Origin of the sequence: Azospirillum sp. INR13, assembly GCF_015390205.1 — a bacterium.
Classification (GTDB): domain Bacteria; phylum Pseudomonadota; class Alphaproteobacteria; order Azospirillales; family Azospirillaceae; genus Azospirillum.
In genome coordinates this window covers 19,604-44,104 of the sequence record NZ_VUOI01000012.1, presented here as the reverse complement: position 1 = coordinate 44,104, position 24,501 = coordinate 19,604, and the positions used below count along the sequence as shown (strand labels likewise).

Genomic DNA, 24,501 nt, shown 5'->3' with positions numbered 1-24,501 from the left:
GCCATGATCGTGTTGGGCCTGACCGGTTCCATCGGCATGGGCAAGAGCACCGCCGCCCGCATGCTGCAAGCCATGGGCGCCCCGGTCTGCGATTCCGACGCGGTGGTGCACGGGCTGCTCCGCCGCGGCGGCCGGGCGGTGCCGGTCATCGACGCCGCCTTCCCCGGCGTGGTGGTCGACGGGGCGGTCAGCCGGCCGGCGCTGGGAGCGGCGGTGTTCCGTGATCCGGATGCGCTGAAGCGGCTGGAATCCATCCTGCATCCCATGGTCCAGGCGGCGCAGCGCGACTTCCTCGCCCGTGCCGCCCGTCGCGGGGCGAAGATCGCCGTGCTGGACATCCCGCTGCTGTTCGAGACCCATGGCGAGCGACGGGTCGATGCCACCGTCGTGGTCTCCGCACCTTTCGCCGTCCAGCGCGCCCGCGTGCTGGCGCGGCCGGGCATGACGGCGGAGAAGTTCGCCGGCATCCTTGCCCGCCAGATGCCGGATGCCGAGAAGCGGCGGCGTGCCGACCATGTCGTGCCGACCGGCGCCGGTCGGCTGGTGACGCGGCGGGCACTTCAGGGCATTGTGCGGAACGTGATGCGGCGGCCGGGCAGGCATTGGCCGCCGCGCGGCTATCAACCAGGGCAAATCCATCATGCGTGAAATCGTTCTCGACACCGAAACCACGGGCTTCAAGCCGGAGGAGGGCCATCGGCTGGTCGAGATCGGCTGCATCGAGCTGGTCAACCACTTGGCCACCGGCGAACGCTTCCACGTCTATCTCAACCCCGAACGCGACATGCCGCCGGAGGCCTTCGCCGTTCACGGGCTGAGCACCGAGTTCCTGGCGGACAAACCGCTGTTCAACGACGTCGCCGCCGACTTCGTCGCCTTCATCGGCGATTCACCCCTGGTGATTCACAACGCCGCCTTCGACATGCACTTCCTGAACTGGGAGCTGAAGATCGCCGGCTATCCGGTGATGCCGAAGGACCGTGCCATCGACACGCTGCTGATGGCCCGGCAGAAGTTCCCCGGCTCGCCTGCCACGCTGGACGCGCTGTGCAAGCGCTTCGGCGTCGACAACTCCAACCGCACGCTGCACGGCGCGCTTCTCGATGCCCAGCTGCTGGCCGAGGTCTATCTGGAACTGCTGGGCGGGCGGCAGACCGGCCTGTCCTTCGCCGGCGGTCCGGCATCGAAGGGCGGATCTGCCGGCCCGGTCCGCATCGACCGCCCCTTCCGCGAGGCTCGCGTCTTCGCCGTCAGCGAGGAGGAAGCCGCAGCGCATGCCGAGATGCTGAAGAAGATGAAGAATCCGCTCTGGGCGGTGGAATAGGGGGCGACGTTATACCCCCACCTAACCTCCCCCGCTCTCAGCGGACCTATGGTCCGCCTGTCGCGTCAGCACAAAGCATAGCTTTGTGCGAGAGCTGGGCGGGGGAGGGACTGCCGCTGCTTTACCGAACAAGTACTTGCTCCCTCCCCCGCCCAGCGGGGGAGGGTTGGGGTGGGGGCATCGTAAGCCAACATCCTTCACACCCTTACGGCACCAGCACCGTCGACCCGGTCGTCGCCCGTGCCTCCAGTGCCCGGTGCGCCTCCGCGGTGTCCTTCAGCGCAAAGCGCTGATTGACCGTGAACGTCACCCCGCCATTCTTCACCGCGTCGAACAGATCCGCGGCGGACGCCATCAAATCCTCCCGCTTGGCGGTGTAAGTCGCCAGCGTCGGCCGCGTCACATACAGCGACCCCTTGGTCGCCAGCAGCCCCAGATCCAGCGGCGCGGGAGCGCCCGACGCGGCACCGAACAGCACCATCAGCCCGCGTGGCCGCAGACAGTCCAGCCCGTCCAGGAAGGTCGTCTTGCCGACACCGTCATAGACCACCGGCACGCCCTGCCCGTCCGTCAGGTCCTTCACCCGGGTGACGAAGTTCTCGCGGGTATAGTCGATGGTGTGGTGGCAGCCATGGGCCTTCGCCAGTTCCGCCTTCTCCGCCGACCCGACTGTGCCGATCACCGTGGCGCCGAGATGCCGCGCCCAGGAACACAGCAGCAGTCCCACCCCGCCGGCCGCGGCCTGCACCAGGATGGTGTCGCCGGGCTGCACCACATAGGTGCTGCGCAGCAGATACTGCGCGGTCAGTCCCTGCAGCAACGTGGCCGCCGTCGCCTGTTCGTCGAGCCAGCTCGGCAGCGGCACCAGCCGGTCGGCGGCGATCAGGCGGCTCTCGGCGTAGGCGCCGATGGACATGGCGTAGCCGACGCGGTCGCCGACCTTCAGCGTGGTGACGTTCGGACCCAGCGCTTCGACCACGCCGGTGCCGGCCATGCCGATCACCGCCGGCAGATTCGGCAGCTTGTAGGCGCCGGAACGGTGATAGGTGTCGATGTAGTTCAGCCCGACCGCGGTCTGGCGGATGCGCACCTGACCGGGACCGGGCTCTCCCACCTCGATCTCGTCCCAGCGCAGAACCTCCGGCCCGCCGTGCTCATGGATGCGGATCGCGTGAACCATGGTGGTGTGGTTTCCCTTCTTGTTTGGAGTTCCTGTGCGTCTCAAAGCAGCGCGAATTGCTCCGCCGCGGCGCCATTGCCCTGCCCCACCCCGGCATGCCGGCGCTCCAGCGCCAGCAGCCACGCCTTGGTGTCGAGCCCGCCATGGCCGGAATAGCCGCCGGGCGCTCCGCCGCTGGCCAGCACCCGGTGACAGGGGATGACGATCGGGATCGGGTTGGCGCCGCAGGCGCCGCCGACCGCGCGCGGGGCGCTGCCGAGCATCTTCGCCATCCCGCCATAGGTTGCGGTGCCGCCATAGGGGATCGCCAGCATCGCGTCCCAAACGCTTTGCCGGAACGGGGTGCCGGCCGGCTTCAGCGGCAGGTCGAAGCGCTGGAGCCGGCCGGTGAAATAGGCCTCCAACTGGCGCGCCGTCTCGATCAGCACCGCATCGGGTTCGTCATGGTCGAAGCGGCCCCAGCCGACGGACGTCAGCGCGGATCCGTCCCCGGTCAGCATCAGGGGGCCGAGCGGGCTGTCGATGGAAAGATGCGCCATGAAGTCCTCCCGCAAAGTTCAGGTCTTCGTCGACAGAAGAGCGGCCAGATCCGCCGGCGCCGTCACCGGAGCCGAACAGGTCATGCCGCGGCAGACATAGGCGGTGGCCGACCCGTCGCGCATCCCCTTCCCCTGTGCCGGATGATTGGCGGGCAGATCCGCCCCCGGTGGAAGCACCGTCAGGATACGGTTGGGCAGCGAAGTGTCGAGCACGGTGCGGCGCAGCGCCTCCGTTTCCGCCGCCTTGGGTGGGCCGACGACGACGATCTGCAGCGGCGCCGTCATCAACTCCACGGAGTTCAGGAAGGTGGTCAGGGGGAAGAAGTTGCGGGTCAACTCGCCGGAGAAGGCGGCGGCGAGCGCGTCCGCCCGCTCGCGATAGGCATCCTCGCCGGTGCGCTGGAACAGGGTGGTCAACACGGCCAGCATGGTGCCGTTGCCGCTGGGGGTGGCGTTGTCGTAGGCGGTCTTGGTGCGGACGATCAGCCCCTCCGCATCGTCGGCGGTGAAGAAATAGCCACCGTTGGCGCCGTCCCAGAAATGGGCGTCGAGCGTCGCCACCCAAAGCTTGGCCTGATCGAGCGCCGCCGGATCCCCGGTCGCCTCATGCAGCGCCAGGGCGGCGCGCGCCATATGGGCATAGTCGTCCAGCATGCCCGTGTGCTTGCCCTGCCCGTGCCGCCAGCTGTGGCAGAGCCGCCCGTTCGTATCCATCCGGTCGCGGACGAAGGCGAAGGCACGGCCGGCGGCGTCCAGCCACTCCGGCTCGTCCAGCGCCAGGGCGGCGTGGGTCAGCGCCGCGATCATCAGGCCGTTCCAGTCGGCCAGCACCTTGTCGTCCCAGCCCGGCCGCACCCGCTTGGCCCGTGCCCGCAGCAGAATCTCCCGGCCCTTGGCGAGCGTCGCCTCGGTGGCGTCGTCGGCCAGCGACAGGCCGCCCAGCCGGTTCAGGATGGTGACGCCTTCCCAATTGCCCTGGGGCAGCACCTCGTAAACGCGCTTGAACGTCGCCAGCCCGTCTGCGCCCAGGGCGGGGATCAGCAGCCGGTCGACCTCCTCCTCGTTCCATATATAGAAGAGTCCCTCTTCGCCTTCGCTGTCGGCGTCCAGCGTCGCGGCGAAGCCGCCGCCGTCGGCGATCATCTCGCGCAGCAGCCAGCCGACCGTCTCGCGGATGCGGGTCTCCAGCCGCGGGTCGCGCGTCTCCTGCCAGACCAGCGTCATCAGGTCGAGCAGTTCCGCGTTGTCGTAGAGCATCTTCTCGAAATGCGGGACCAGCCAGCGTTCATCGACCGAATAGCGGGCGAAGCCGCCGCCGAGATGATCGTAGATGCCGCCCTGCGCCATGTTGGCGAGCGTGTGGGTCACCGCCTCGCGGAACGGTTCGCGACCGGTGCGCTGCCAGGCCCGCCATAGCAGTTCGAACAACGGCACCTGCGGGAACTTCGGCGCCGTGCCGATGCCGCCATGGATCGGATCGACCTCCCGCAGCAGCCTTTGCGCCACCTGGTCCAGCACCCCGGCATCGACGGCGCCGGCCGACCGGTTCTCTCCCATACCGGCGAGCGCCGATTTCAGCGCGTCGACATTCTTGCCGACCTTGTCCTGCTCATTGGCATAGGTGCCGGCGATGCCGCGCAACACGTCGGGAAATCCGGCGCGGCCATAGCGCGGAGCCGGCGGGAAATAGGTGCCGCCCCAGAAGGGTTCGGCATCCGGGGTCAGGAACATGGTCAGCGGCCAGCCGCCCTGCTGTCCCAGCAGCGCAAGCGCCGACTGATAAATGGTGTCGAGGTCCGGCCGCTCCTCCCGGTCCACCTTGATGTTGACGAACAACTCGTTCATCAACCCGGCGATCTCGGGATTCTCGAAGCTCTCATGCGCCATCACGTGGCACCAGTGGCAGGCGGCATAGCCGACAGACAGCAGCACCGGCTTGTTCTCCGCCTTGGCACGGGCGAAGGCATCCTGTCCCCAGGGCATCCAATGCACCGGGTTGTCCTTGTGCTGCAGCAGATAGGGGCTCGTCTCCCGGCCCAGCAGGTTCGCGCCCAACGGAGTGGCGGGCATGGCGGTGTCCGATCTGTTGGTGTGTCGTGAATCAATAGGTGGCGCCGGGGTGGCGTTGCGCCAGTGCATCCTATCTGTATAGTGGGGCATGAGCCGCCGCGGCGCTCAACCCCAAAATCAACACGGCCAATGCCTGGACCGGTGCCGGATCCGGTGCCCGGCTCCCGGTCTGGAGGGGGTCCCATGAAAATCACCGTCGACATCGACTGCACCCCGGACGAGGCCCGGCATTTCCTCGGCCTGCCCGACGTGAAGCCGATGCAGGATGCCATGATGCACGAGATCCAGGAGCGGATGCGTGCGAACCTCCAGGCCATGGACCCGGAGACCATGCTGAAGACCTGGCTTCCCGCCGGCATCCAGGGCATGGAGCAGATGCAGAAGATGTTTTGGTCCCAGATGGCGTCCGCCCTGGGGCAGGAAGGAAGAAAGTGACCGATCCGAAGCCGTATTTCGAAGCCCACGTCTTTTGCTGCACCAACCGCCGCCCCGATGGGCACAAGCGCGGGTCCTGCGCCGCCCACGGCTCGGAGAAGCTGCGCGACTATATGAAAGCCCGCGCCCGCGAACTCGGCTTCGACGGCAAGGTGCGGATCAACTCGGCCGGCTGCCTCGACCGGTGTGAGCTGGGCCCGACGCTGGTGATTTATCCCGAAGGCGTTTGGTACACCTATCACAGCACCGGCGATGTCGACGAAATCCTGCAGACCCATCTGGGCGAAGGCCGCCGCGTCGAGCGGCTGATGCTGACGACGGAGCAGCGGGAGCTGCGACCCGAGCAGCGCGGCTGATCTGACAGCGATGTTCACCACCATCTACGCGCTCGCCACCGCCCCCGGCCGATCCGGTGTGGCGGTGGTTCGCATTTCGGGACCTGAGGCCGGATCCGCCCTCGCTGCATTGACCGGCCGTCCCCTGCCTGCGCCACGCCGTGCCGTGCTGACCAAGCTGCGCGATCCGCGGACCGGCGACATGCTCGACGACGCTCTTGTTCTGCGCTTCACCGGTCCCGCCAGCTTCACCGGCGAGGATGTGGTGGAGTTGCACCTGCATGGCGGCCGCGCCGTCGTCGCCGGGGTGATCGAGGCGCTCGCCAGCCTGCCCGGCTTGCGGCTGGCAGAACCCGGCGAGTTCACCCGCCGCGCCTTCGAAAACGGCAAGCTCGACCTGACGGAGGCCGAGGCGGTCGCCGACCTGATCGATGCCGAGACCAACGCCCAGCGCCGTCAGGCATTGCGGCAGATGGAGGGGGCGCTTGGCCGGCTCTATGACGGCTGGCGCGAGCGGCTGACCCGGGCGTTGGCCCATATCGAGGCGGACATCGACTTCGCCGAGGATGATCTGCCGGGCGGTGTCGCCGACGCCGTCCGTCCGGTGATCGCCGGGCTGGCCGACGAGATCGCCGCCCATCTCGACGACGGCGGTCGCGGCGAGCGTCTGCGTGAAGGGCTGCACATCGCCATCGTCGGCGCGCCCAACGCCGGCAAGTCCAGCCTGCTGAATGCCCTCGCCCGTCGCGACGCCGCCATCGTGTCCGCCCGCGCCGGAACCACCCGCGACATCATCGAGGTGCATCTCGACCTCGGCGGCTATCCGGTCGTGCTGGCCGACACCGCCGGTTTGCGGGAGGCCGCCGCCGACGAGGTGGAGGAGGAAGGCATCCGCCGCGCCAGAGACCGGGCGGCGCGCGCCGACGTGAAGGTGGCGGTGTTCGACGCCACCACCCTGCCCGATCTCGATCCGGCGACGCTGGACCTGATCGACCGCGATACGGTGGTGGTGTTCAACAAGTCCGACCTCGCGATCGCTACGGACCGGCGACCGGACCTGTCCCCGATTCTGGTTTCTGCTCAGACCGGCGCCGGGCTGAAGGCTCTGGAGGAGAAGCTGACGGAGTTCAGCGCCGACCGTCTTGCGATCGGCAGCGCGCCCTCCCTGACCCGCGCCCGTCACCGTGCGGCGCTGACCGAGTGCCGTGAGTCGCTAGTGCGTGCGCTGGATGCACCGCTTCCCGAACTGGCGGCGGAGGATGTGCGTCTCGCCAGCCGGGCGCTGGGACGCATCACCGGACGGGTGGATGTGGAGGACCTGCTGGACGTGATCTTCCGGGACTTTTGCATCGGGAAGTGAAGGCGTGTTTCACGTGAAACAGCGGGTGGGGTGAGAAAGACAGACAACCACCCCCGACCCCACGATATTCCTGCCCCGCCTCTTGGATCCCCGCGTCCATTCCGTTATGGTCCCGCACATGCGAAGCTATGATGTCATCGTTGTCGGCGGCGGTCACGCCGGCTGTGAGGCGGCTGCGGCGGCAGCGCGCATGGGTGCGCGTACGCTTCTGCTGACCCACAAGGTCGAAACCATCGGCGAGATGTCCTGCAACCCCGCCATCGGCGGCTTGGCCAAGGGCCATCTGGTGCGGGAGATCGATGCGCTGGACGGGGTGATGGCGAAGGCCATCGACCGGGGTGGCATCCAGTTCCGCATCCTGAACCGCAGCAAGGGTCCCGCCGTTCGCGGCCCGCGCGCCCAGGCCGACCGCAAGCTCTATCGCCAGGCGATGCAGTCGCTGCTTGCCGAGCAGGAGAACCTGTTCATCGAAGCCGGCGGTGCCGAAGACCTGATCGTCGATACAGAGCAGCGGATCACCGGTGTCGTGACCGGGGCCGGCGAGACCATCCGCGCCGGTGCGGTGGTGCTGACCACCGGAACCTTCCTGCGCGGCCTGATCCACATCGGCGAGGAACGCACTCCCGCCGGCCGCGTCGGAGAGGCGCCGTCCATCGGTTTGTCCGACACGCTGGCCCGTCTCGGCTTCCCGCTCGGCCGCCTGAAGACCGGCACGCCGCCGCGCCTCGACGGCCGCACCATCGACTGGGACGCGCTGGAGAAACAACCGGGCGACACCCCGCCCCCGCCCTTCTCCTATATGACGGAACGGATCGACACGCCGCAGATCGACTGCGCGATCACCTGGACGACGCCGGAGGCCCATGCGCTGATCCGCGCCAACCTGCATCGCGCGCCGATGTATTCCGGCCAGATCACCGGCACCGGTCCGCGCTATTGCCCGTCCATCGAGGACAAGGTCGTCCGCTTCGCCGAGAAGGAGAAGCACCAGATCTTCCTTGAGCCGGAAGGGCTGGACGATCCGACCGTCTATCCGAACGGCATCTCCACCTCCCTGCCCCGCGACGTGCAGCTCGGCATCCTCGCCAGCATGCCGGGGCTGGAGAAGGTGGTGATGATCCGCCCCGGCTATGCCATCGAATACGACTACGTCGATCCGCGCGAGCTGAAGCCGACGCTGGAGACCCGCCGGGCGGCGCGGCTGTTCCTGGCCGGCCAGATCAACGGTACCACCGGCTATGAAGAGGCGGCGGCCCAGGGGCTGATGGCCGGGATCAACGCTGCTCTGGCGGCAAGCGGCAACCGCGATGGCTTCGTGCTCGACCGCGCCGACGCCTATATCGGCGTGCTGATCGACGACCTGATCGGCCGGGGCACCAACGAGCCCTACCGTATGTTCACCTCGCGCGCCGAATATCGGCTACTGCTGCGCGCCGACAATGCCGACCAGCGTCTGACCGGCAAGGGCGTTGCCATCGGCTGCGTCGGCTCCGAGCGCCGTGACGTCTTTGCCGCCAAGAGTGCCGCACTGTCGGCTGGTCGCGCGCTGGTCGCCTCGCTGCAGGCGACACCGGCCGAACTCGCTCGCCAAGGGGTCGCGGTGAACCAGGATGGCGTGCGCCGCAGTGCCGCCGACCTGCTGCGCTATCCGGACATCGACCTCGCCGCCCTCGCCCGCCTATGGCCTGAGTTGGGCGAGATCGCACCGGAGATCGCCGAGCAGTTGGAGATCGACGGCAAATACGCCGGCTATCTCGGCCGGCAGGAGGCCGACATCCGCGCCTTCCGCAAGGACGAGTCCCTCGCCCTGCCAGACGATCTGGATGTCGACGGGATCGGCAGTCTGTCCGCCGAAATCCGGCAGAAGCTGCGTCTGTCGCGTCCGGCTACGCTGGGTGCGGCGGCCCGCATACCCGGCATGACCCCGGCCGCTCTGGTCGCCCTGCTCCGTCATGTGAAACGTCGCGAAGCGATTTCCTCCGGGGTGGCTGCGGAATGAGTGGGTTCGATGCCGTCGCATTTCAGGAAGCCACCGGTGTTTCACGTGAAACACTCGACCGCCTGATCGCCTACGAGGTGCTGCTGCGCAAGTGGCAGCCGAAGATCAATCTGGTCGGCCCCTCCACCCTGCCCGATGCCTGGAAGCGTCACTTTCTCGATTCCGCGCAGCTCTATCCGCTGCTGCCGGAGGGCACGCGGGTGCTGGTCGATCTCGGCAGCGGTGCCGGTTTCCCCGGGCTGGTGCTCGCCATTCTCGGTGTGCCGCAGGTGCACCTGATCGAGAGTGATGTGCGCAAATGCGCCTTCCTCCGCGAGGTCGCCCGCGTCTGCGAAGCACCGGTCACCGTTCACACCAAGCGGATCGAGACGGTCACCGGGATCGAGGCCGATGTCGTCACCGCCCGTGCGTTGGCGCCGCTGGCCGACCTCTTCGCCTGGGCCCATCCTTTCATCGGATCGCGCGGCAAGTGCCTGTTCCTGAAGGTGCGGCGCTGGACGACGAATTGACCGCCACCACGCAATATTGGACACTGGAATCCGGTCGATTTGACAGCCGCACCGATCCCAGCGGAACCATCCTGCGTGTGAGTCACCTTGAGCGTGTGTGAAGACCGTGCCTGACACTGTTGTTCCCCCGCCCTCCTCCCGCCAACCGGACTCCCGAGAGGCTGCCATGTCTGCCGTCACCCGTCCCCTTGCCCGCGTGGTTGCGATTGCCAACCAGAAGGGCGGCGTGGGCAAGACCACGACGACGATCAACCTCGCCACTGCGCTCGCCGTCATCGGCAAGCGGGTGCTGGTGATCGATCTCGACCCGCAGGGCAACGCATCCACCGGCCTCGGCATTCCGCGCTCCGACCGCCGCATCGGCATCTATGACGTGCTGTTCGACGACGTGTCGCTGGAGGATGCCGCCACCCCGTCCTCCGTGCCCGAACCTGTCGATCATCACCTCGTCGGTCGATCTGTCGGGTGCGGAAATCGAGCTGGTCGGTGCCGAGCGGCGCGAGTTCCGCCTGCGTGAAGCGGTCGCCAACAGCGCGCTCGAATACGACTATGTCCTGATCGACTGCCCGCCGGCGCTGGGTCTGCTGACGCTGAACGCGCTGGTCGCCTCGCATGCCGTGATGGTCCCCCTGCAGTGCGAATTCTACGCGCTGGAGGGTCTCAGCCATCTGGTCCGCACCATCGAGCGGGTGAAGCGCGCCTTCAACCCGAACCTCGACATCCACGGCGTCGTGCTGACCATGTTCGACAAGCGCAACAACCTGTCGGACATGGTGGCGGCGGACGTTCGCGGCTTCTTCGGGGAGAAGGTGTACGACACCGTGATCCCGCGCAACGTCAAGGTCTCCGAGGCGCCGTCGCACGGCAAGCCGGTGCTGATCTACGACATGCGCTGCCCCGGATCCCAGGCCTACATCCATCTGGCGGGCGAGGTGCTGCGCCGTGAGAAGAGACTGACCGCATGATCGACGACACCAAGCAAGGTGGCGCCCGCCGCGCCAGCCTGGGCCGCGGCCTTTCCGCCCTGTTCGGCGAGGCGACCGAGGATTATTCGGCACTCGACAAGGTGCGGCAGTCCAAGCAGGTGCCGATCGAGTTCGTCCACCCCGGCAAATACCAGCCGCGGCGGAAGTTCGACGAAGAGGCGATCAGCGGCCTGGTCGAGTCCATCCGCGACAAGGGCATCCTTCAGCCGCTGCTGGTCCGCCGCGACGTCGAGGACGCCAATTCCTACGAGCTGATCGCCGGCGAGCGCCGCTGGCGCGCGGCGCAGATCGCCGGCCTGCACGAGGTGCCGGTCATCATCCGCGATCTCAGCGACCGCGAGGCGCTGGAAATCGCGCTGATCGAGAACATCCAGCGTCAGGATCTGACCCCTCTGGAAGAGGCGGAGGGTTACCGCCGCCTGATGGAGGAGTTCGAGCACACGCAGGAGGATCTGGCCCGCGCCGTCGGCAAGAGCCGCAGCCATGTCGCCAACATGATGCGCCTGCTGGCTTTGCCGGAGCCGGTCAAGTCAATGGTACAGGACGGCGCGCTGACCGCCGGCCATGCCCGCGCCCTGCTGACCGCCCCGGATCCGGCCGCAGCCGCCCGCGAGGTGGTTAGCCGTGGCCTGAACGTCCGTCAGACCGAAGACCTGATGCGTGGCGACCAGCCCAAGGTGAAGAAGGGCAAGGCCGCGAATGACGGATCCGGCACCGCCCCGGCGATGAAGGACGTCGACCTGATCAATCTGGAGGAGGAGATCTCCGCCCGCATCGGGCTGAAGGTCGCAATCAATCCCCAGGGACAGCGCGGGACGATCACCATCCACTACCAGACGCTCGACCAGTTGGACGACGTGCTGCACCGTCTGGGCGGAGAGGAGTAAGGGGAGGTTCGTAAAGGTTTTTCCCCCTCCCCAACCCTCCCCCGCTCCGCGGGAGAGGGAGTTGAGGGCCAGAACAGCGGAGTTCCCTCTCCCGCGGAACGCGGGGGAGGGTCAGGGAGGGGAAAGGCACTTTCCCTATCCCTGCGCCTTCTCCAGGTCGATGTAGCGGTAGAACAGCCCGTTCTCTTCCATGGGCGCACTCGACCAGACTTCAACCCATTCGGCACCGATGGGCGGCATCAGCGTGTCGCCCTCCATCGCGCTCTCCACGCGGGTCAGGTGCAGGCAATCGGCGATGGGCAGAGTCTCGCGGAACAGCGCGGCGCCGCCGATGACACAGAGTTCCGCCGCGCCGGATTCCTGAGCCCAGGCAATCGCGGCTCCCAAGCCGGAGAACCAGCGGGCGCCGTCATGCTCCCCGACCACGGCCTGATGGCTGATGACGAGGTTGTCGCGGCCGGGAAGCGGGCGCAGCGGCAGCGACTCCCAGGTTTTGCGGCCCATCAGCACCGGCTTGCCCATGGTCAGCTGCTTGAACCGGCGCAGATCGCCGGGAAGAGTCCAGGGCAATCGGCCGTCGCGACCGATCACGTCGTTCATCGCAGCGGCCACAATCAGACTGATGCGCATCCCCTGCCCTTTCGTGGTTCGGAACGGGCAGATCTTACGCCAAAATTGCGCCGAGCACCGCGTTCAGTCGCTGTAGCCCCTCCGATGTCGCAGACAGGCGATCCCTATCGCGGATGAGGAAGCCGCCTTCGATCAGGCGGGACAACGCTGCCGGTTCCACGAAATCGTCCAGCGTTCGGCCGGATTCCTCCTCCAGACGGGCAAGCCGCACCCCTTCATTCAGGCGCAGCCCCATCATCAGCAGCTCGGTGCCACGGGCATCGCGGTCGATCGGGTTGGGAGTGGAGGCGCCATGGCCGTCGCGTTCCACCCGCTCCAGCCAGATTTCCGGGGCACGGTGCGCCCGGGTCGCATACTTCTCGCCGTCCAGCGTCAGCCGTCCATGGGCACCGGGGCCGATGCCGACATAGTCGCCATAGCGCCAATAGGTCAGGTTGTGGCGGCTTTCCTCGCCCGGACGGGCGTGGTTGGAGATCTCGTAGGCCGGCAGCCCCGCCGCGGTCAGCTGGCTCTGCGTCGCCTCGTAGAGGTCGCCGGCGAGATCCTCGTCGGGCAGCACCAGATCGCCGCGGGCATGCATCGGGTAGAAGGCCGTCCCCTCCTCGATCGTCAACTGATAGACCGAGAGATGGCCGACGGCGTAATCCAGCGCCCGCGCCAGCTCCGCCTGCCAGGCCGCCACCGTCTGGCCGGGGCGGGCATAGATGAGGTCGAAGGAAAAGCGGTCGAAGGTCCGCGCCGCCAGTTCGATGGCGCCGGTGGCCTCCGCTGCGTTGTGCTGACGGCCGAGGAACTTCAGGCTGGCATCGTCCAGTGCCTGGATGCCGAGTGAAACGCGGTTGATCCCGGCGGTGCGGAAGGCGCGGAACTTGTCGGCTTCGACGGAGGTCGGGTTGGCCTCCCAGCGTCACCTCCAGCCGCTCGGCGGCCGGCCAGCGTTGGGCGACGCGGTCGATGATGGCGCCCACCGTTGCCGGCTCCATCAGCGACGGGGTGCCGCCGCCGAAGAAGATCGAGGTGACGGTGCGCCCGGCGGTCAGGTCGGCGTAATGGTCCAACTCGCGCAGCAGCCCGGCCCGCCAGCGGTCATGGTCGACACGCTCGCGGACATGGCTGTTGAAATCGCAGTACGGGCACTTCGACTTGCAGAAGGGCCAATGGACGTAGACGGCAAACCCGGGATCGGATGCACTCACCGGAAACACCGCTCCACCAGCTGGCGGAAGGCATCGGCGCGGTGGCTCATCTCGTGCTTCTTGGCCGGATCCATCTCGCCGAAGGTCAGGCCGTGACCGTCCGGCAGGAACATCGGGTCATAGCCGAAGCCATGCGGCCCGCGCGGCGGCCAGACCAGCGTGCCGTAGCAGCGGCCCTCCACCGTCTCGACATGGCCGTCCGGCCAAGCCAGCGACAGGGCGCAGACGAAATAGGCGCTGCGGTCGCTCTGTCCAGCAAGACCGTCCTCCACCTTCCGCATCGCCATGGCGAAGTCCTTGGCCGGGCCGGCCCAGCGGGCGGAGTAGATGCCGGGATCGCCGTTCAGCGCCGGCACCACCAGCCCGCTGTCGTCGGCGAGCGCGACATGGCCGGCGGCGGCGGCGGCCTTGGCCTTCAGCTCCGCATTGGCGATGAAGGTGGTACCGGTCTCTTCCGGTTCGGGCAGGCCCAGCTCCCCGGCCGAGGTGAAGGTGGCGACATAGGGGCCGAGCAGGTCGGCGATCTCGCGCACCTTGCCCTTGTTGTGGCTGGCGATGACGAGGGTGTCGCCGGTGAAGCGGCGGGGAGCGGACATGGTAGTGAACCCCTGGGTCATGAACCTCTGGCTGATACGGCCTTACTTGATGCCGAGGACCTGCTTCTGCAACGTCACCAGCTCGGTCACGCCCTTGCGGGCGAGCGCCAGCAGCTCCATGAACTGCGGCTCGGAGAAGGGGGTTTCCTCGGCAGTGCCCTGGATTTCGACGATGCCGGCCTTGCCGGTCAGGACGAAGTTGGCATCGGCCTGGGCCTTGGAATCCTCGTCATAGTCGAGGTCGAGCACGGCGTTGCCCTGGAAGAGGCCGCAGGACACGGCGGGCGACCTGATCGGTCAGCGGCATGGTCTTCAGCGCGCCGATCTGCATCAGGTGCTGGAAGGCCAGATGCAGGGCGACATAGCTGCCGGTGATGGCGGCGGTGCGGGTGCCGCCGTCGGCCTGGATGACGTCGCAGTCGATCTTGATCTGCTTCTCGCCCATCGCCGAACGGTCGGTGACGGCGCGCAGAGCGCGGCCGATCAGGCGCTGGATCTCCTGAGTGCGGCCGGACTGCTTGCCCTTCGCCGCCTCGCGGTCGGTGCGGCTGTGGGTGGAGCGCGGCAGCATGCCGTATTCGGCGGTGACCCAGCCGAGGCCGGTGTTCTTCAGGAAGCGCGGCACCGTCTCGTCGACGCTGGCCGTGCACAGCACATGCGTGTTGCCGAAGCGCACCATGCAGGAGCCCTCGGCATAGCGGCTGAAGCCGGGTTCGAGGGAGACGGTGCGCAGTTGGTCGAAGGCGCGGCCGGAGGGGCGCATGGGCATCATTCCGAAGGTCGGTTGCAATGGGGCGGCAAGCTAACGACTCCGCCCGTCCCAGTCCAGCATGGCGTCCCGCCTGCCCTCCGGTGCCGACATGCGGGCGCGGCCGCGGACAGGGCGGAGACGAATTGGATGGGATGGCGAACAAACTGGATGTGTCGTTAATCGGCAGAAAAATGCATGATTCGTACAAAATGGTGCCGATCCAGGCTTGGCGAGTTGCGCGTTCGGCGTATACCATCGCTGCCCCACCGTCGGCAGCGCACCGCACAAAAAGGCATCAACGACGACCGACGGGCTGCACACTCCGTTGAGGAACACGACATCCATGTCCGACACCAAGCGCGTCACCGACGAAGAGGCCCTGCTGCTGCATTCCAGCGGCCGGCCCGGCAAGCTGGAAATCACCCCGACCAAGCCGCTCACCACCCAGCGCGATCTGGCGCTGGCCTATTCGCCCGGCGTGGCGGTCCCCTGCCTGCGCATCGCCGAGGGATCCGTCGCTCGCCTACGACTACACGGCCAAGGGCAACATCGTCGCCATCATCTCCAACGGCACGGCGGTGCTGGGGCTGGGCGACCTGGGCGCGCTGGCCGGCAAGCCGGTGATGGAAGGCAAGGCGGTGCTGTTCAAGCGCTTCGCCGACGTCGACGGCATCGACCTGGAGGTCGACACCCGCGACGTGGACGAGTTCGTCAACTGCGTGCGCTTCCTCGGCCCCAGCTTCGGCGGCATCAACCTGGAAGACATCAAGGCGCCGGGACTGCTTCATCATCGAGGAGCGGCTGCGCGAGCTGCTGGACATCCCGGTCTTCCATGACGACCAGCACGGCACCGCGATCATCGCCGCCGCCGGCCTGATCAACGCCTGCGACATCACCGGCCGCCGAATCGAAGACGTGAAGATGGTGGGTGAATGGCGCCGGTGCGGCGGGCATCGCCTGCGCCGAGCTGTTCTGGCACGATGGGTGTTTCACGTGAAAACATCATCCTGTGCGACACCAAGGGCGTGGTCTATCGCGGCCGCACCAGCGGCATGAACCAATGGAAGTCGTCCTTCGCCGTCGACACCGACAAGCGCACGCTGGAAGAGGCGGTGGCGGGCTCGGACGTCTTCGTAGGCCTGTCGGCCAAGGGTGCGATGACGCCGGAGATGGTGAAATCGATGGCGGCCAAGCCGATCATCTTCGCTCTCGCCAACCCCGATCCGGAGATCACTCCGGAGGAGGTCAAGGGCGGTGCGCAGCGATGCCATCGTCGCGACCGGCCGCTCCGACTACCCGAACCAGGTCAACAACGTCCTGGGCTTCCCCTACCTGTTCCGCGGCGCGCTGGATGTCCGCGCCACCACCATCAACGAGGCGATGAAGGTCGCCGCCGCCAGGGCGCTGGCGGCGCTGGCGCGCGAGGATGTGCCGGACGAGGTCGATGCCGCCTATTCCGGGCGCCGGCTGCGCTATGGTCCGGACTACATCATCCCGGTGCCCTTCGATCCGCGCCTGATCGTCACCGTTCCGGCCGCCGTCGCCCAGGCGGCGATGGAAAGCGGCGTGGCGCGCAAGCCGATCCTCGACCTGACCAGCTACAAGCACAGCCTGCGCACCCGCCTGGACCCGACGGCGGACAGCCTGGAGCTGATCCTGGAGAAGGTGCGGACCAAACCCGCGCCGCGTCGTCTTCGCCGAAGGCGAGGAGGAGCGGACGATCCGCGCCGCCATGGCCTTCCGTGCCCATGGCTATGGATCCCGGTGCTGATCGGCCGCGAGGAGGTGATCAGGGAACAGCTGGTGGCGATGGGCCAGCCCAACGTCCAGTTCGAAATCCACAACGCCCGCCTGTCGGATGCCAACCGCCGCTATGCCGACCATCTCTACCGCCGCCTGCAGCGCAAGGGCGCCCTGCTGCGCGACTGCCAGCGGATGGTTAACCAGGACCGCAACGTCTTCGCCGCCTGCATGGTGGCGCAGGGCGATGCCCATGCCATGGTGACCGGCCTCACCCGCAGCTTCGGCGTCGCCTATGAGGAACTCCGTCGCGTCATCGACCCGAAGGCAAGCGAGCCGGTGTTCGGCCTGCACCTGTTCATCACCCGCAACCGCACCGTCTTCATCGCCGACACCACCGTCCATGTCCGTCCCGACGGCAAGACGCTGGCCGATATCGCGATCGGTGCCGCGGCCAAGGCCCGTCAGATGGGGCACGAACCGCGGATCGCGATGCTGTCCTTCTCCAACTTCGGCCAAACGCCGCACCCGAACACCGATCCGCTGCGGGAAGCCCTGTCGATCCTCGACAGCCGCCGGGTCGATTTCGAGTATGACGGCGAGATGTCGGCCGACGTGGCGCTGGATTACCAGCTGATGAAGCGGGTCTACCCGTTCTCGCGGCTGTCCGGTCCGGCCAATGTGCTGATCATGCCCGGCCTGCATTCGGCCAACATCTCGGCCAAGCTGCTGAACAAGATGGCCGGCGGCCAGATGATCGGCCCGCTGCTGATCGGTTTGGACAAGCCGGCGCAGATCGTCAGCATGGGCGCCTCGGTCAACGACATCGTCACCGCCGCGGCCCTGGCGGCGCATGACTCGCTGCCGTGGTGAGTTGAGACGCTCTTTCTAAAAATCCCCTCTCCCCCCTGGGGAGAGGGTTTGGGTGAGGGGGACGCATAGGCCGGAGTGTCTTCGGCTACGCCCGAACCCCTCATCCCGACCTTCTCCCCAGGGGGAGAAGGAGAGTCATCCATCACCCCAACGTCTTGTAGAAGTATGTCGTGTCACAGAACCCGCCTTCCGGCCACAGGGCGTAGTGCGGGATGACGCCGACCTTTCACCCAGCCGGCGCGGATGTACAGGCGTTCGGCATCGGGCGAGGCGGTGTCCAGCACCAGCAGGGTCTTGCCGGCGGCGCGTGCGGCATCCTCGGCGGCCTGCATCAGGGCGGCGCCGACGCCACGGCGGCGGGTGCGGCGGTGGACCAGCATCTTGGAGAGGTCGGCGCGGTGGGGCTGGTTCGGCGGCTGGCCGACCACCAACTGGACGGTGCCCAGCACGCCCTCCCCGTCCTCAGCCACCAGCAGGATGCGGTCGCCTTGCTCCGCCTCCAACGCCACGTTCCGCCAGAAGTCTTCGGCGGTGGTGCGGTCGAGCGGCGCCATGAAGCTGACCGAGGCACCGCCCGCCACGCAATCCAGCAGCACGTCCGTCAACCCCGGCACGGCGGCGTGGGCTTGCGGACCCGACAGCACGCGCACCGTCACGGCGGCGGCCCCGCTTCCGTCACTCACTCGTCCGGAGTCCAGGCAAGCGCTGTCCATGGCAAGCTCCTTCAGCGTTTAACGGCGTTTAGGGCTGGGCGCCCATCGGTGGTCAGCGCCACGATGTAGCGGGCCGTTCGGTCCGTCGGGTTGTGGAAGCCGGTCGGCCGATCGAGCCGCATGGCGAGGCAGTCGCCGGTGGACAGGCGGTGCGTCACCTCCCCCACCGTCAGGTCGATGGTGCCGTCCAGAAGGTAGACCTGCTGCTCCACCGCCGCGGCGCGGTTCCCGCTGTCGTAAGAGACGCGGGCGCCCGGCGGCAGCTCCACCTCCACCAGCTCGATGGGCGACGGGAAGCCCGGCGGCGACAGGTTGCGGCGGCGGTAGCCGGTGGCGGGGTCCGTCCAGGCGACCTGATCGGCGCGGCGGGCGACCGGAGAGGCATCCTGCCGCTCCGCCTCCGCGAACAGGGCGGCCAGCGTCACGCCCAGCCCGGCGGCGAGCCGGTCGAGGACGGACGCGGTCGGGCTGCTCTGCCCCGTTCGACCAGCGAGATCATGGAACGGCTGACGCCCGACCGTTCAGCCAAGCCGTCGAGGGTCAGGCCGCGGTCCGCCCTGAGGGCACGCAGGCGAACGGCAAGGCGTCTGTCGATGTCTGTTGTGGCGTTCTCCATGATGATAGAATGAAGTTCCATGATATTGGAGTCAACGAAGGACCGCACAGTACTGCACATGAATCTTTTATGACCGCCGCGCGGCATGCGCGACGATGGTGTAGAAGGGCTGATCGTCACGCTGTCTGCCCTTCCACCCCCTTATCCGGTGCCGTTCCCATGCGCCTGAAGGCGTCGCCTCCCACCCCGCTGCTGACCGCGATCCTGTTGATGCTGGTGCCCCTGCTGGGCGTGCTGGCCTGGGCGGTTCATGTCGGGGCGCTGCATGGCGGGCTGGCGCTGGTCGCGGCTGCGCTGGCGCTGGCAGGCGCGGTGCTGGTCCTGCGCACCTACCGGCGCGATGCCGATGCGATGACCGACTATGCCGCCCGGGCTGGCGGAGGCCGACGAGCCGCTGGCCCCTATCGGAACGCCCCCCGCCCTGAAGGCGTTGACCGCGACCATCGGCCGGCTGCACCGGGTCGGCCTGCGCCGGGCGGAAAGCGTGCGGATGCAGCTGGACGCGGATGAAGCGGTGATCGACGCCCTGCCCGCCCCGCTGCTGCTGATGGATGCGGAGCGGCAGGTGGTGCGGGCCAACCGGACCGCGCGGGAGCTGTTCGGCGACAAGGTGGTGGACCGCGACCTTGCCTCCTCCCTGCGCACGCCGACGGTGCTGGAGGCGGTGGATTCGGTCCTGCGCGGGGTGCGTCGCGCATCATCGAATTCACGCTGCCGGTGCCGGTGGAGCGCAGCTTCGAGGCGCAGGTCAAGCCCTTCCAGCGGCTGGTGCCGGAACCCGACCCCTCCCTGCTGGACGGAGAGATCGAGGAGGGATCCGGCGCCGCGTCCGCCCACCGTTGCCCGCATGGCGATCCTGACCCTGCACGACGTCACCGCCGCCCGCCGGTCGGAGCAGATGCGCGCCGACTTCATCGCCAACGCCAGCCACGAGCTGCGCACGCCGCTGTCCTCGCTGCTGGGCTTCATCGAGACGTTGCGCGGTCCGGCGCGCGACGATCCGGAGGCGCAGGACCGCTTCCTGTCGATCATGCACGACCAGGCCAGCCGCATGACCCGGCTGGTCAACGACCTGCTCTCGCTCTCCCGCCATCGAAACTGGACGAGCATATGCCGCCCAACGGCCGGGTCGATGTGGTGGAGGAGCTGGAGAACGTCATCGCCGCGCTGGAGCTGAAGGCCGCCCAGCGCCGCATCCGCCTGCGGCTGGAAGCGCCGGAATCCCTGCCCTATGTCATCGGCGACGAGGACCAGCTGACCCAGGTCTTCCAGAATCTGGTCAGCAACGCGATCAAATACACGCGCGAGGACACGGACGTGACCGTCACCGTGGCGCTGGCCGACGGCGCGGCGGTGGGCTTTGCGGGGCTTCCTACACCCACCGGTGCCACGGCGAAGGACAAGCGCGTGGTGCGCAGCGGCACCGCCATGGTGTCGGTGTCGGTGCGCGACCGTGGCGACGGAATCGCCCGCACCCACCTGCCGCGCCTGACGGAACGCTTCTACCGTGTCGATGCAGCGCGGTCCCGTGCCATGGGCGGTACCGGGCTGGGGCTCGCCATCGTCAAAGCACATCCTGAACCGTCACCGCGGCCGCCTGACCATCGAAAGCGAGGTGGGGGTGGGCAGCGCCTTCACGGTCTATCTGCCCGTGGTGGGAGAGGTTGCTTCTCCCTCTCCCCCCCGGGGAGAGGGACGGGGTGAGGGGGAAACACTAAGTATCGTTCCCAAAACTCCCGCCGCGCGTCCCCCTCACCCTAACCCTAACCCTCTCCCCTGGGGGAGAGGGGATTTGGAGGTGGGTGAGAGGGGTGGGTGCCCTGTGACCGTGTCATGAAAGTGTCATAAAAACGCAATCAATCGGTCGCCCTCCGGGTCTATGGTCCGCGCCATTACAATGGAGCAGTCTCCGTTTCCTCAAGGAGGGGCACCCGTGACCACCCGGACGCCTGTCATCGCCGCGAGCGCCTTTGCCCTGGCCCTGAGCTTCGCCGCCACCCCCGCTTCGGCGCAGTCGCGCGACCAGATCCGCGCGGTCGGCTCCTCTACCGTCTTCCCCTTCACCACCGCGGTGGCGGAGGCTTTCGGCAAGACCGGCAAGTTCAAGACGCCGGTGATCGAGTCCACCGGCACCGGCGGCGGGTTGAAGCTGTTCTGCGCCGGCGTCGGCCCGGCCCATCCCGACATCGCCAACGCGTCGCGCCGCATCAAGAAGTCGGAGGTCGACCAGTGCGCCGCCAACGGCGTCACCACGATCACCGAGCTGAAGATCGGCTATGACGGCATCGCGCTGGCCTCGTCCAAGAAGGCGGTGCCGGTGTCGCTGTCGACCGTCGTGCTGTGGAAGGCGCTGGCGAAGGAGGTGCCGGTGAACGGCGCCCTGGTCGCCAACCCGTACAAGCAGTGGTCGGACATCGACCCGTCGCTGCCCAAGGCTGCGATCGAGGTGCTGGGCCCGCCCCCGACCTCCGGTACCCGCGACACCTTCAACGAGCTGGCGATGCTGGAGGGCTGCAAGAAGGTGGCCGAGGTCGCCAAGGCGGTGCCCGCCGAAAAAGCGCGCGAGCGTGCCTGCATGACCATCCGCGAGGACGGCGCCTATGTCGAAGCCGGCGAGAACGACAACCTGATCGTCCAGAAGCTGACCGCCAACCCCAACGCCTTCGGCGTCTTCGGCTACAGCTATCTCGACCAGAACCGTGACACGCTGCGCGCGGCGCCGATGGACGGGGTGGAGCTGACGGCGGAGACCGTGGCAGCCGGCAAGTACGAGCTGGCGCGTCCGCTCTACATCTACGTCAAGACCGCCCATGCCGGCGTCATTCCGGGCATCCGCGAGTTCATCGGCGAATACACCTCCGAACGCGCGGTGGGCGAGGACGGCTATCTGGTCGACAAGGGCCTGATCCCGGAGCCGAAGGCCCTGCGCGACGCCGCCCGCCACCCAGGCGGTCGGCCTGACGCCGCTGCAGTTCTGACCACCCATTCTCCCTCCGGGCATTTCGTATGCAGCTGACCCTTCTCGCCCTCATCCTGGCCCTGCTCACCGTAATCGGTTTCATGACCGGCCGGTCGCGGGCGGCGGCGTCCGTCGGCGGGCGGGTGGCGGAACTGCATTCGGTGCCGTCCTACCACGGCGTCTATGTGGCGCTATGGGCCGGGCTGCCTGCGCTGCTGCTGTTCGTGGCCTGGACGGCGTCGGAAGGCTGGCTTGCCATGCAGCTGGTCCTGTCCTCCCTGCCGGAGCGGTTGACGACCGGCGACGGCCAGTCGGTCGCCCTGCTGAAGGCAGACATCCTCAACCTCGCCCGCGGCATTGCCACCGGGCGTGAGCCCGATCCCCTGGTGCAGGATGCCGCCCGCCGCTATGCGGGCTTGCGCGACCTTGCCGACTGGAGCCTGCTGGCCGTCGGCGCCAGCCTGGCGGTCGCCGGCCTCGCCTGGGGCCGCCACCGCATCGGGCCGGACCTGCGCGCCCGCCCGGTGGTGGAGCGGGTGGTGCGGGTGGCGCTGATCGTCTGCTCGATGGTCGCCATCCTGACCACGGTCGGCATCGTCCTGTCGCTGCTGTTCGAGGCGCTGCGCTTCTTCACCGTCGTCTCGCCGCTCGACTTTCTGTTCGGCACCCATTGGAGCCCGCAGATGGCGATGCGGGCCGATCAGGTGGGCTCCAGCGGCTCCTTCGGGGCGATCCCGCTGTTCGCCGGCACGCTGCTGATAACCGTCATCGCCATGCTGGTCGCGGTGCCGGTCGGGCTGATGGCGGCGATCTACATGTCCGAATATGCCGGGCGCGGTATGCGCACCTGGCTGAAGCCGGCGCTGGAGATCCTGGCCGGCATTCCGACCGTGGTCTACGGCTTCTTCGCCGCGCTGACCATGGCGCCCTTCGTGCGGTCGGTGGGCGAGGCGCTGGGGCTGGACGTCAGTTCGGAATCGGCGCTGGCCGCCGGCATCGTCATGGGGGTGATGATCATCCCCTTCGTCAGTTCGCTGTCCGACGACGTCATCAACGCGGTGCCGCAGAGCTTGCGCGACGGCTCCTACGGCCTGGGCGCCACCAAGTCGGAGACGATCAAGCAGGTGGTCCTGCCGGCGGCGCTGCCGGGAATCGTCGCCGCGGTGATGCTGGCGGTCAGCCGCGCCATCGGCGAAACGATGATCGTCACCATGGCGTCGGGCCTGACCGCCAATATGACCGCCAATCCGCTGCAGGCGGTGACCACCGTCACCACCCAGATCGCCACGCTGCTGGTCGGCGACCAGGAGTTCGACAGCCCGAAGACGCTGTCGGCCTTCGGCCTGGGCCTCGTGCTTTTCCTCGTCACGCTCTGCCTCAACATGGTCGCCCTGCGGGTGGTCCGGACCTATCGGGAAAAATATGACTGACCTCGTCGAGCAGGACGTGTCGGCCGTGACGCCCTCCCCTGCCTCCTCCTCCGGCTCCAACAGTCCGGCGAAGTCGCGCGTCAGGAGCGAGGCCTTCGCCCGCCGTCTGCGCGCCCGCCATGCCGCGGAGCGCCGCTTCCGGCTGGCCGGTGCGGCGGCGGTGGCGCTGGCGGCGTTGATGCTGGTGGTTCTGCTGGGCTCGATCGTCGCCAAGGGCGGCACCGCCTTCTGGGAAGCACGGATCCGGCTGGAGGTGATGCTGGATCCGGCCGAGGTCGCCGAGCGCAACTACATGCCCCTGCTGCGCCGGGCGCTCCATGCCCAATTCCCGCAGGTGACCGACCGCGCCGGCCGCCGCGTGCTGAACGACCTGCTGTCGTCGGGCGCGCCGTACGAGCTGGAGGCGATGGTCGCCAAGAACCCGGCGCTGGTCGGCACCACTCTGACCGTCTGGGTGCGTGCCGACGACGAGATCGACCAGCTGGTGAAGGGACGCTACCGCCGCGACCTGCCGGAGAGCGAGCGCGGGCTCAGCGACGCCAAGATCGCCGCGGCCGACGCGCTGCTGGCGTCCGGCGCGCTGGCGCAGGGCTTCAACACCACCCTGTTCACCGCCGGCGACAGCCGGGAACCGGAGCAGGCCGGCATCGGCGGCGCCATCGTCGGTTCGCTGCTGACGCTCCTGGTGACCATGGCGCTGTCGGTGCCGGTGGGCATCTCCGCAGCGGTCTATCTGGAGGAGTTCGCGCCGAAGAACCGCTGGACCGACCTGATCGAGGTGAACATCAACAACCTCGCCGCGGTGCCGTCGATCATCTTCGGCCTGTTGGGTCTCGCCGTGTTCCTCGGTTTCTTCGGCATGCCGCGCTCGGCGCCGCTGGTCGGCGGGCTGGTGATGGCGCTGATGACGCTGCCGGTGATCATCATCTCGGCCCGCGTCGCGCTGAAGGCGGTGCCGCCGTCGATCCGCGAGGCGGCGCTGGGCATCGGCGCCTCGCCCCTGCAGACGGTGCTGCATCATGTGCTGCCGCTGGCGATGCCCGGCATCCTGACCGGCACCATCATCGGCATGGCCCGCGCGCTGGGCGAGACGGCACCGCTGCTGATGATCGGCATGGTCGCCTTCATCGTCGACGTGCCCCATGGGCTGACCGACAGCGCCACGGTGCTGCCCGTTCAGATCTACATGTGGGCCGACAGCCCGGAGCGTGCCTTCACCGAACGCACCTCGGCGGCGATCCTGATCCTGCTCGGCGTCCTGATCCTGCTGAACGGGACGGCCGTGATCCTGCGCAAGATTTTCGAGAGACGGTGGTGAGCGCCCCATGAGCATTGCAAGCGGCATCCCGAGCGGCATTCCGGGCCAGCTGAAG

20 protein-coding genes and 6 pseudogenes are annotated in these 24,501 nt (G+C 67.9%); 16 read left to right on the top strand and 10 right to left on the bottom strand.

Annotation, left to right across the window (positions count from 1 at the left end; translation table 11 throughout):
• Nucleotides 1-3 precede the first annotated feature (3 nt).
• Both coaE and dnaQ read left to right on the top strand, forming a co-directional pair.
• Nucleotides 4-648, top strand: coding sequence for a dephospho-CoA kinase (gene coaE, locus F1643_RS11390; protein WP_194913295.1), 645 nt, complete (start codon nucleotides 4-6; stop codon nucleotides 646-648).
• On the top strand, nucleotides 641-1,324 hold the full coding sequence (gene dnaQ, locus F1643_RS11385; protein ID WP_014249171.1) for a DNA polymerase III subunit epsilon: 684 nt from the start codon (nucleotides 641-643) through the stop codon (nucleotides 1,322-1,324). The genes coaE and dnaQ overlap by 8 nt, the downstream gene beginning before the upstream one ends.
• 205 nt (nucleotides 1,325-1,529) lie before the next feature.
• Here the strand turns inward: dnaQ and F1643_RS11380 are convergent, their stop codons facing one another.
• From F1643_RS11380 to F1643_RS11370, 3 genes are read right to left on the bottom strand one after another with little or no spacing between them, the layout of a single operon-like run.
• Nucleotides 1,530-2,504 carry a quinone oxidoreductase gene (locus F1643_RS11380; protein ID WP_194913293.1) on the bottom strand — a complete coding sequence of 325 codons (975 nt, stop codon included), beginning with the start codon at nucleotides 2,502-2,504 and terminating at the stop codon, nucleotides 1,530-1,532.
• A 41-nt stretch (nucleotides 2,505-2,545) separates the two neighbouring features.
• A complete protein-coding gene (locus tag F1643_RS11375; RefSeq protein WP_194913291.1) occupies nucleotides 2,546-3,043 on the bottom strand; it encodes a methylated-DNA--[protein]-cysteine S-methyltransferase in 498 nt (165 codons plus the stop codon).
• Nucleotides 3,044-3,061: 18 nt separating this feature from the next.
• The gene (locus tag F1643_RS11370) at nucleotides 3,062-5,113 is read right to left on the bottom strand and encodes a thioredoxin domain-containing protein (protein WP_194913288.1); all 2,052 of its coding nucleotides are present in this window, start codon (nucleotides 5,111-5,113) and stop codon (nucleotides 3,062-3,064) included.
• Between the two features lie 183 nt (nucleotides 5,114-5,296).
• On the opposite strand from F1643_RS11370, the gene F1643_RS11365 reads away from it, so the two are divergent.
• The 7 genes and pseudogenes from F1643_RS11365 to F1643_RS11335 all read left to right on the top strand — a co-directional run bounded on the left by F1643_RS11365 (nucleotide 5,297) and on the right by F1643_RS11335 (nucleotide 11,624).
• Complete coding sequence (locus F1643_RS11365; RefSeq protein WP_014249167.1) at nucleotides 5,297-5,548, top strand: DUF6489 family protein; 252 nt, start codon at nucleotides 5,297-5,299, stop codon at nucleotides 5,546-5,548.
• A complete protein-coding gene (locus tag F1643_RS11360; RefSeq protein ID WP_194913286.1) occupies nucleotides 5,545-5,904 on the top strand; it encodes a (2Fe-2S) ferredoxin domain-containing protein in 360 nt (119 codons plus the stop codon). The genes F1643_RS11365 and F1643_RS11360 overlap by 4 nt, the downstream gene beginning before the upstream one ends.
• 10 nt (nucleotides 5,905-5,914) lie before the next feature.
• The gene (gene mnmE, locus F1643_RS11355) at nucleotides 5,915-7,243 is read left to right on the top strand and encodes a tRNA uridine-5-carboxymethylaminomethyl(34) synthesis GTPase MnmE (protein ID WP_194913285.1); all 1,329 of its coding nucleotides are present in this window, start codon (nucleotides 5,915-5,917) and stop codon (nucleotides 7,241-7,243) included.
• 118 nt (nucleotides 7,244-7,361) lie between these two features.
• Entirely contained in the window at nucleotides 7,362-9,242 is a 1,881-nt protein-coding gene (mnmG, locus tag F1643_RS11350; protein ID WP_194913284.1) for a tRNA uridine-5-carboxymethylaminomethyl(34) synthesis enzyme MnmG, read from the top strand.
• Nucleotides 9,239-9,852 (top strand): annotated as a pseudogene (rsmG, locus tag F1643_RS11345) (16S rRNA (guanine(527)-N(7))-methyltransferase RsmG). Before mnmG ends, rsmG begins: the two are co-directional and overlap by 4 nt.
• Before the next feature lie 65 nt (nucleotides 9,853-9,917).
• Nucleotides 9,918-10,716, top strand: a pseudogene (locus F1643_RS11340) (ParA family protein).
• A complete protein-coding gene (locus F1643_RS11335) occupies nucleotides 10,713-11,624 on the top strand; it encodes a ParB/RepB/Spo0J family partition protein (RefSeq protein ID WP_194913281.1) in 912 nt (303 codons plus the stop codon). The pseudogene F1643_RS11340 and the gene F1643_RS11335 overlap by 4 nt, the downstream one beginning before the upstream one ends.
• 135 nt (nucleotides 11,625-11,759) lie before the next feature.
• Here the strand turns inward: F1643_RS11335 and F1643_RS11330 are convergent, their stop codons facing one another.
• The 4 genes and pseudogenes from F1643_RS11330 to rph form a co-directional block, all read right to left on the bottom strand.
• Nucleotides 11,760-12,254 (bottom strand): dihydrofolate reductase, encoded by a 495-nt coding sequence (locus F1643_RS11330; protein WP_194913279.1) that lies wholly within the window; start codon nucleotides 12,252-12,254, stop codon nucleotides 11,760-11,762.
• Between the two features lie 34 nt (nucleotides 12,255-12,288).
• Nucleotides 12,289-13,459 (bottom strand): annotated as a pseudogene (gene hemW / locus F1643_RS11325) (radical SAM family heme chaperone HemW).
• Nucleotides 13,447-14,046, bottom strand: coding sequence for an RdgB/HAM1 family non-canonical purine NTP pyrophosphatase (gene rdgB, locus F1643_RS11320; protein WP_194913276.1), 600 nt, complete (start codon nucleotides 14,044-14,046; stop codon nucleotides 13,447-13,449). The pseudogene hemW and the gene rdgB overlap by 13 nt, the downstream one beginning before the upstream one ends.
• Before the next feature lie 42 nt (nucleotides 14,047-14,088).
• Nucleotides 14,089-14,809 (bottom strand): annotated as a pseudogene (gene rph / locus F1643_RS11315) (ribonuclease PH).
• A 331-nt stretch (nucleotides 14,810-15,140) separates the two neighbouring features.
• Between rph and F1643_RS11310 the strand changes: the two are divergent.
• Nucleotides 15,141-17,410 (top strand): annotated as a pseudogene (locus tag F1643_RS11310) (NADP-dependent malic enzyme).
• Nucleotides 17,411-17,583: 173 nt separating this feature from the next.
• Here the strand turns inward: F1643_RS11310 and F1643_RS11305 are convergent.
• The 3 genes from F1643_RS11305 to F1643_RS21680 are packed head-to-tail and all read right to left on the bottom strand — an operon-like array spanning nucleotide 17,584 to nucleotide 18,760.
• A complete protein-coding gene (locus tag F1643_RS11305; RefSeq protein WP_255542660.1) occupies nucleotides 17,584-18,123 on the bottom strand; it encodes a GNAT family N-acetyltransferase in 540 nt (179 codons plus the stop codon).
• Nucleotides 18,124-18,134: 11 nt separating this feature from the next.
• Nucleotides 18,135-18,548: a cupin domain-containing protein gene (locus tag F1643_RS11300; RefSeq protein ID WP_206692450.1), complete on the bottom strand. Its 414-nt coding sequence runs from the start codon at nucleotides 18,546-18,548 to the stop codon at nucleotides 18,135-18,137.
• Entirely contained in the window at nucleotides 18,545-18,760 is a 216-nt protein-coding gene (locus F1643_RS21680; protein WP_206692449.1) for a helix-turn-helix domain-containing protein, read from the bottom strand. Before F1643_RS21680 ends, F1643_RS11300 begins: the two co-directional genes overlap by 4 nt.
• A gap of 138 nt (nucleotides 18,761-18,898) precedes the next feature.
• Here F1643_RS21680 and F1643_RS22910 point away from each other — a divergent pair, with 138 nt between their 5' ends.
• From F1643_RS22910 to pstA, 6 genes and pseudogenes are all read left to right on the top strand, one after another.
• Complete coding sequence (locus tag F1643_RS22910) at nucleotides 18,899-19,249, top strand: hypothetical protein (protein WP_255542659.1); 351 nt, start codon at nucleotides 18,899-18,901, stop codon at nucleotides 19,247-19,249.
• Complete coding sequence (locus F1643_RS22905; protein ID WP_255542658.1) at nucleotides 19,170-19,916, top strand: histidine kinase dimerization/phospho-acceptor domain-containing protein; 747 nt, start codon at nucleotides 19,170-19,172, stop codon at nucleotides 19,914-19,916. Before F1643_RS22910 ends, F1643_RS22905 begins: the two co-directional genes overlap by 80 nt.
• Nucleotides 19,850-20,308: pseudogene (locus F1643_RS22900) on the top strand (sensor histidine kinase); the annotation flags it as partial. The gene F1643_RS22905 and the pseudogene F1643_RS22900, both read left to right, overlap by 67 nt.
• Before the next feature lie 364 nt (nucleotides 20,309-20,672).
• Nucleotides 20,673-21,755, top strand: coding sequence for a PstS family phosphate ABC transporter substrate-binding protein (locus tag F1643_RS11290; RefSeq protein WP_370540564.1), 1,083 nt, complete (start codon nucleotides 20,673-20,675; stop codon nucleotides 21,753-21,755).
• The gene (gene pstC, locus F1643_RS11285; protein ID WP_194913274.1) at nucleotides 21,746-23,128 is read left to right on the top strand and encodes a phosphate ABC transporter permease subunit PstC; all 1,383 of its coding nucleotides are present in this window, start codon (nucleotides 21,746-21,748) and stop codon (nucleotides 23,126-23,128) included. The genes F1643_RS11290 and pstC overlap by 10 nt, the downstream gene beginning before the upstream one ends.
• Entirely contained in the window at nucleotides 23,121-24,446 is a 1,326-nt protein-coding gene (gene pstA / locus F1643_RS11280; RefSeq protein ID WP_194913272.1) for a phosphate ABC transporter permease PstA, read from the top strand. Before pstC ends, pstA begins: the two co-directional genes overlap by 8 nt.
• Nucleotides 24,447-24,501 lie beyond the last annotated feature (55 nt).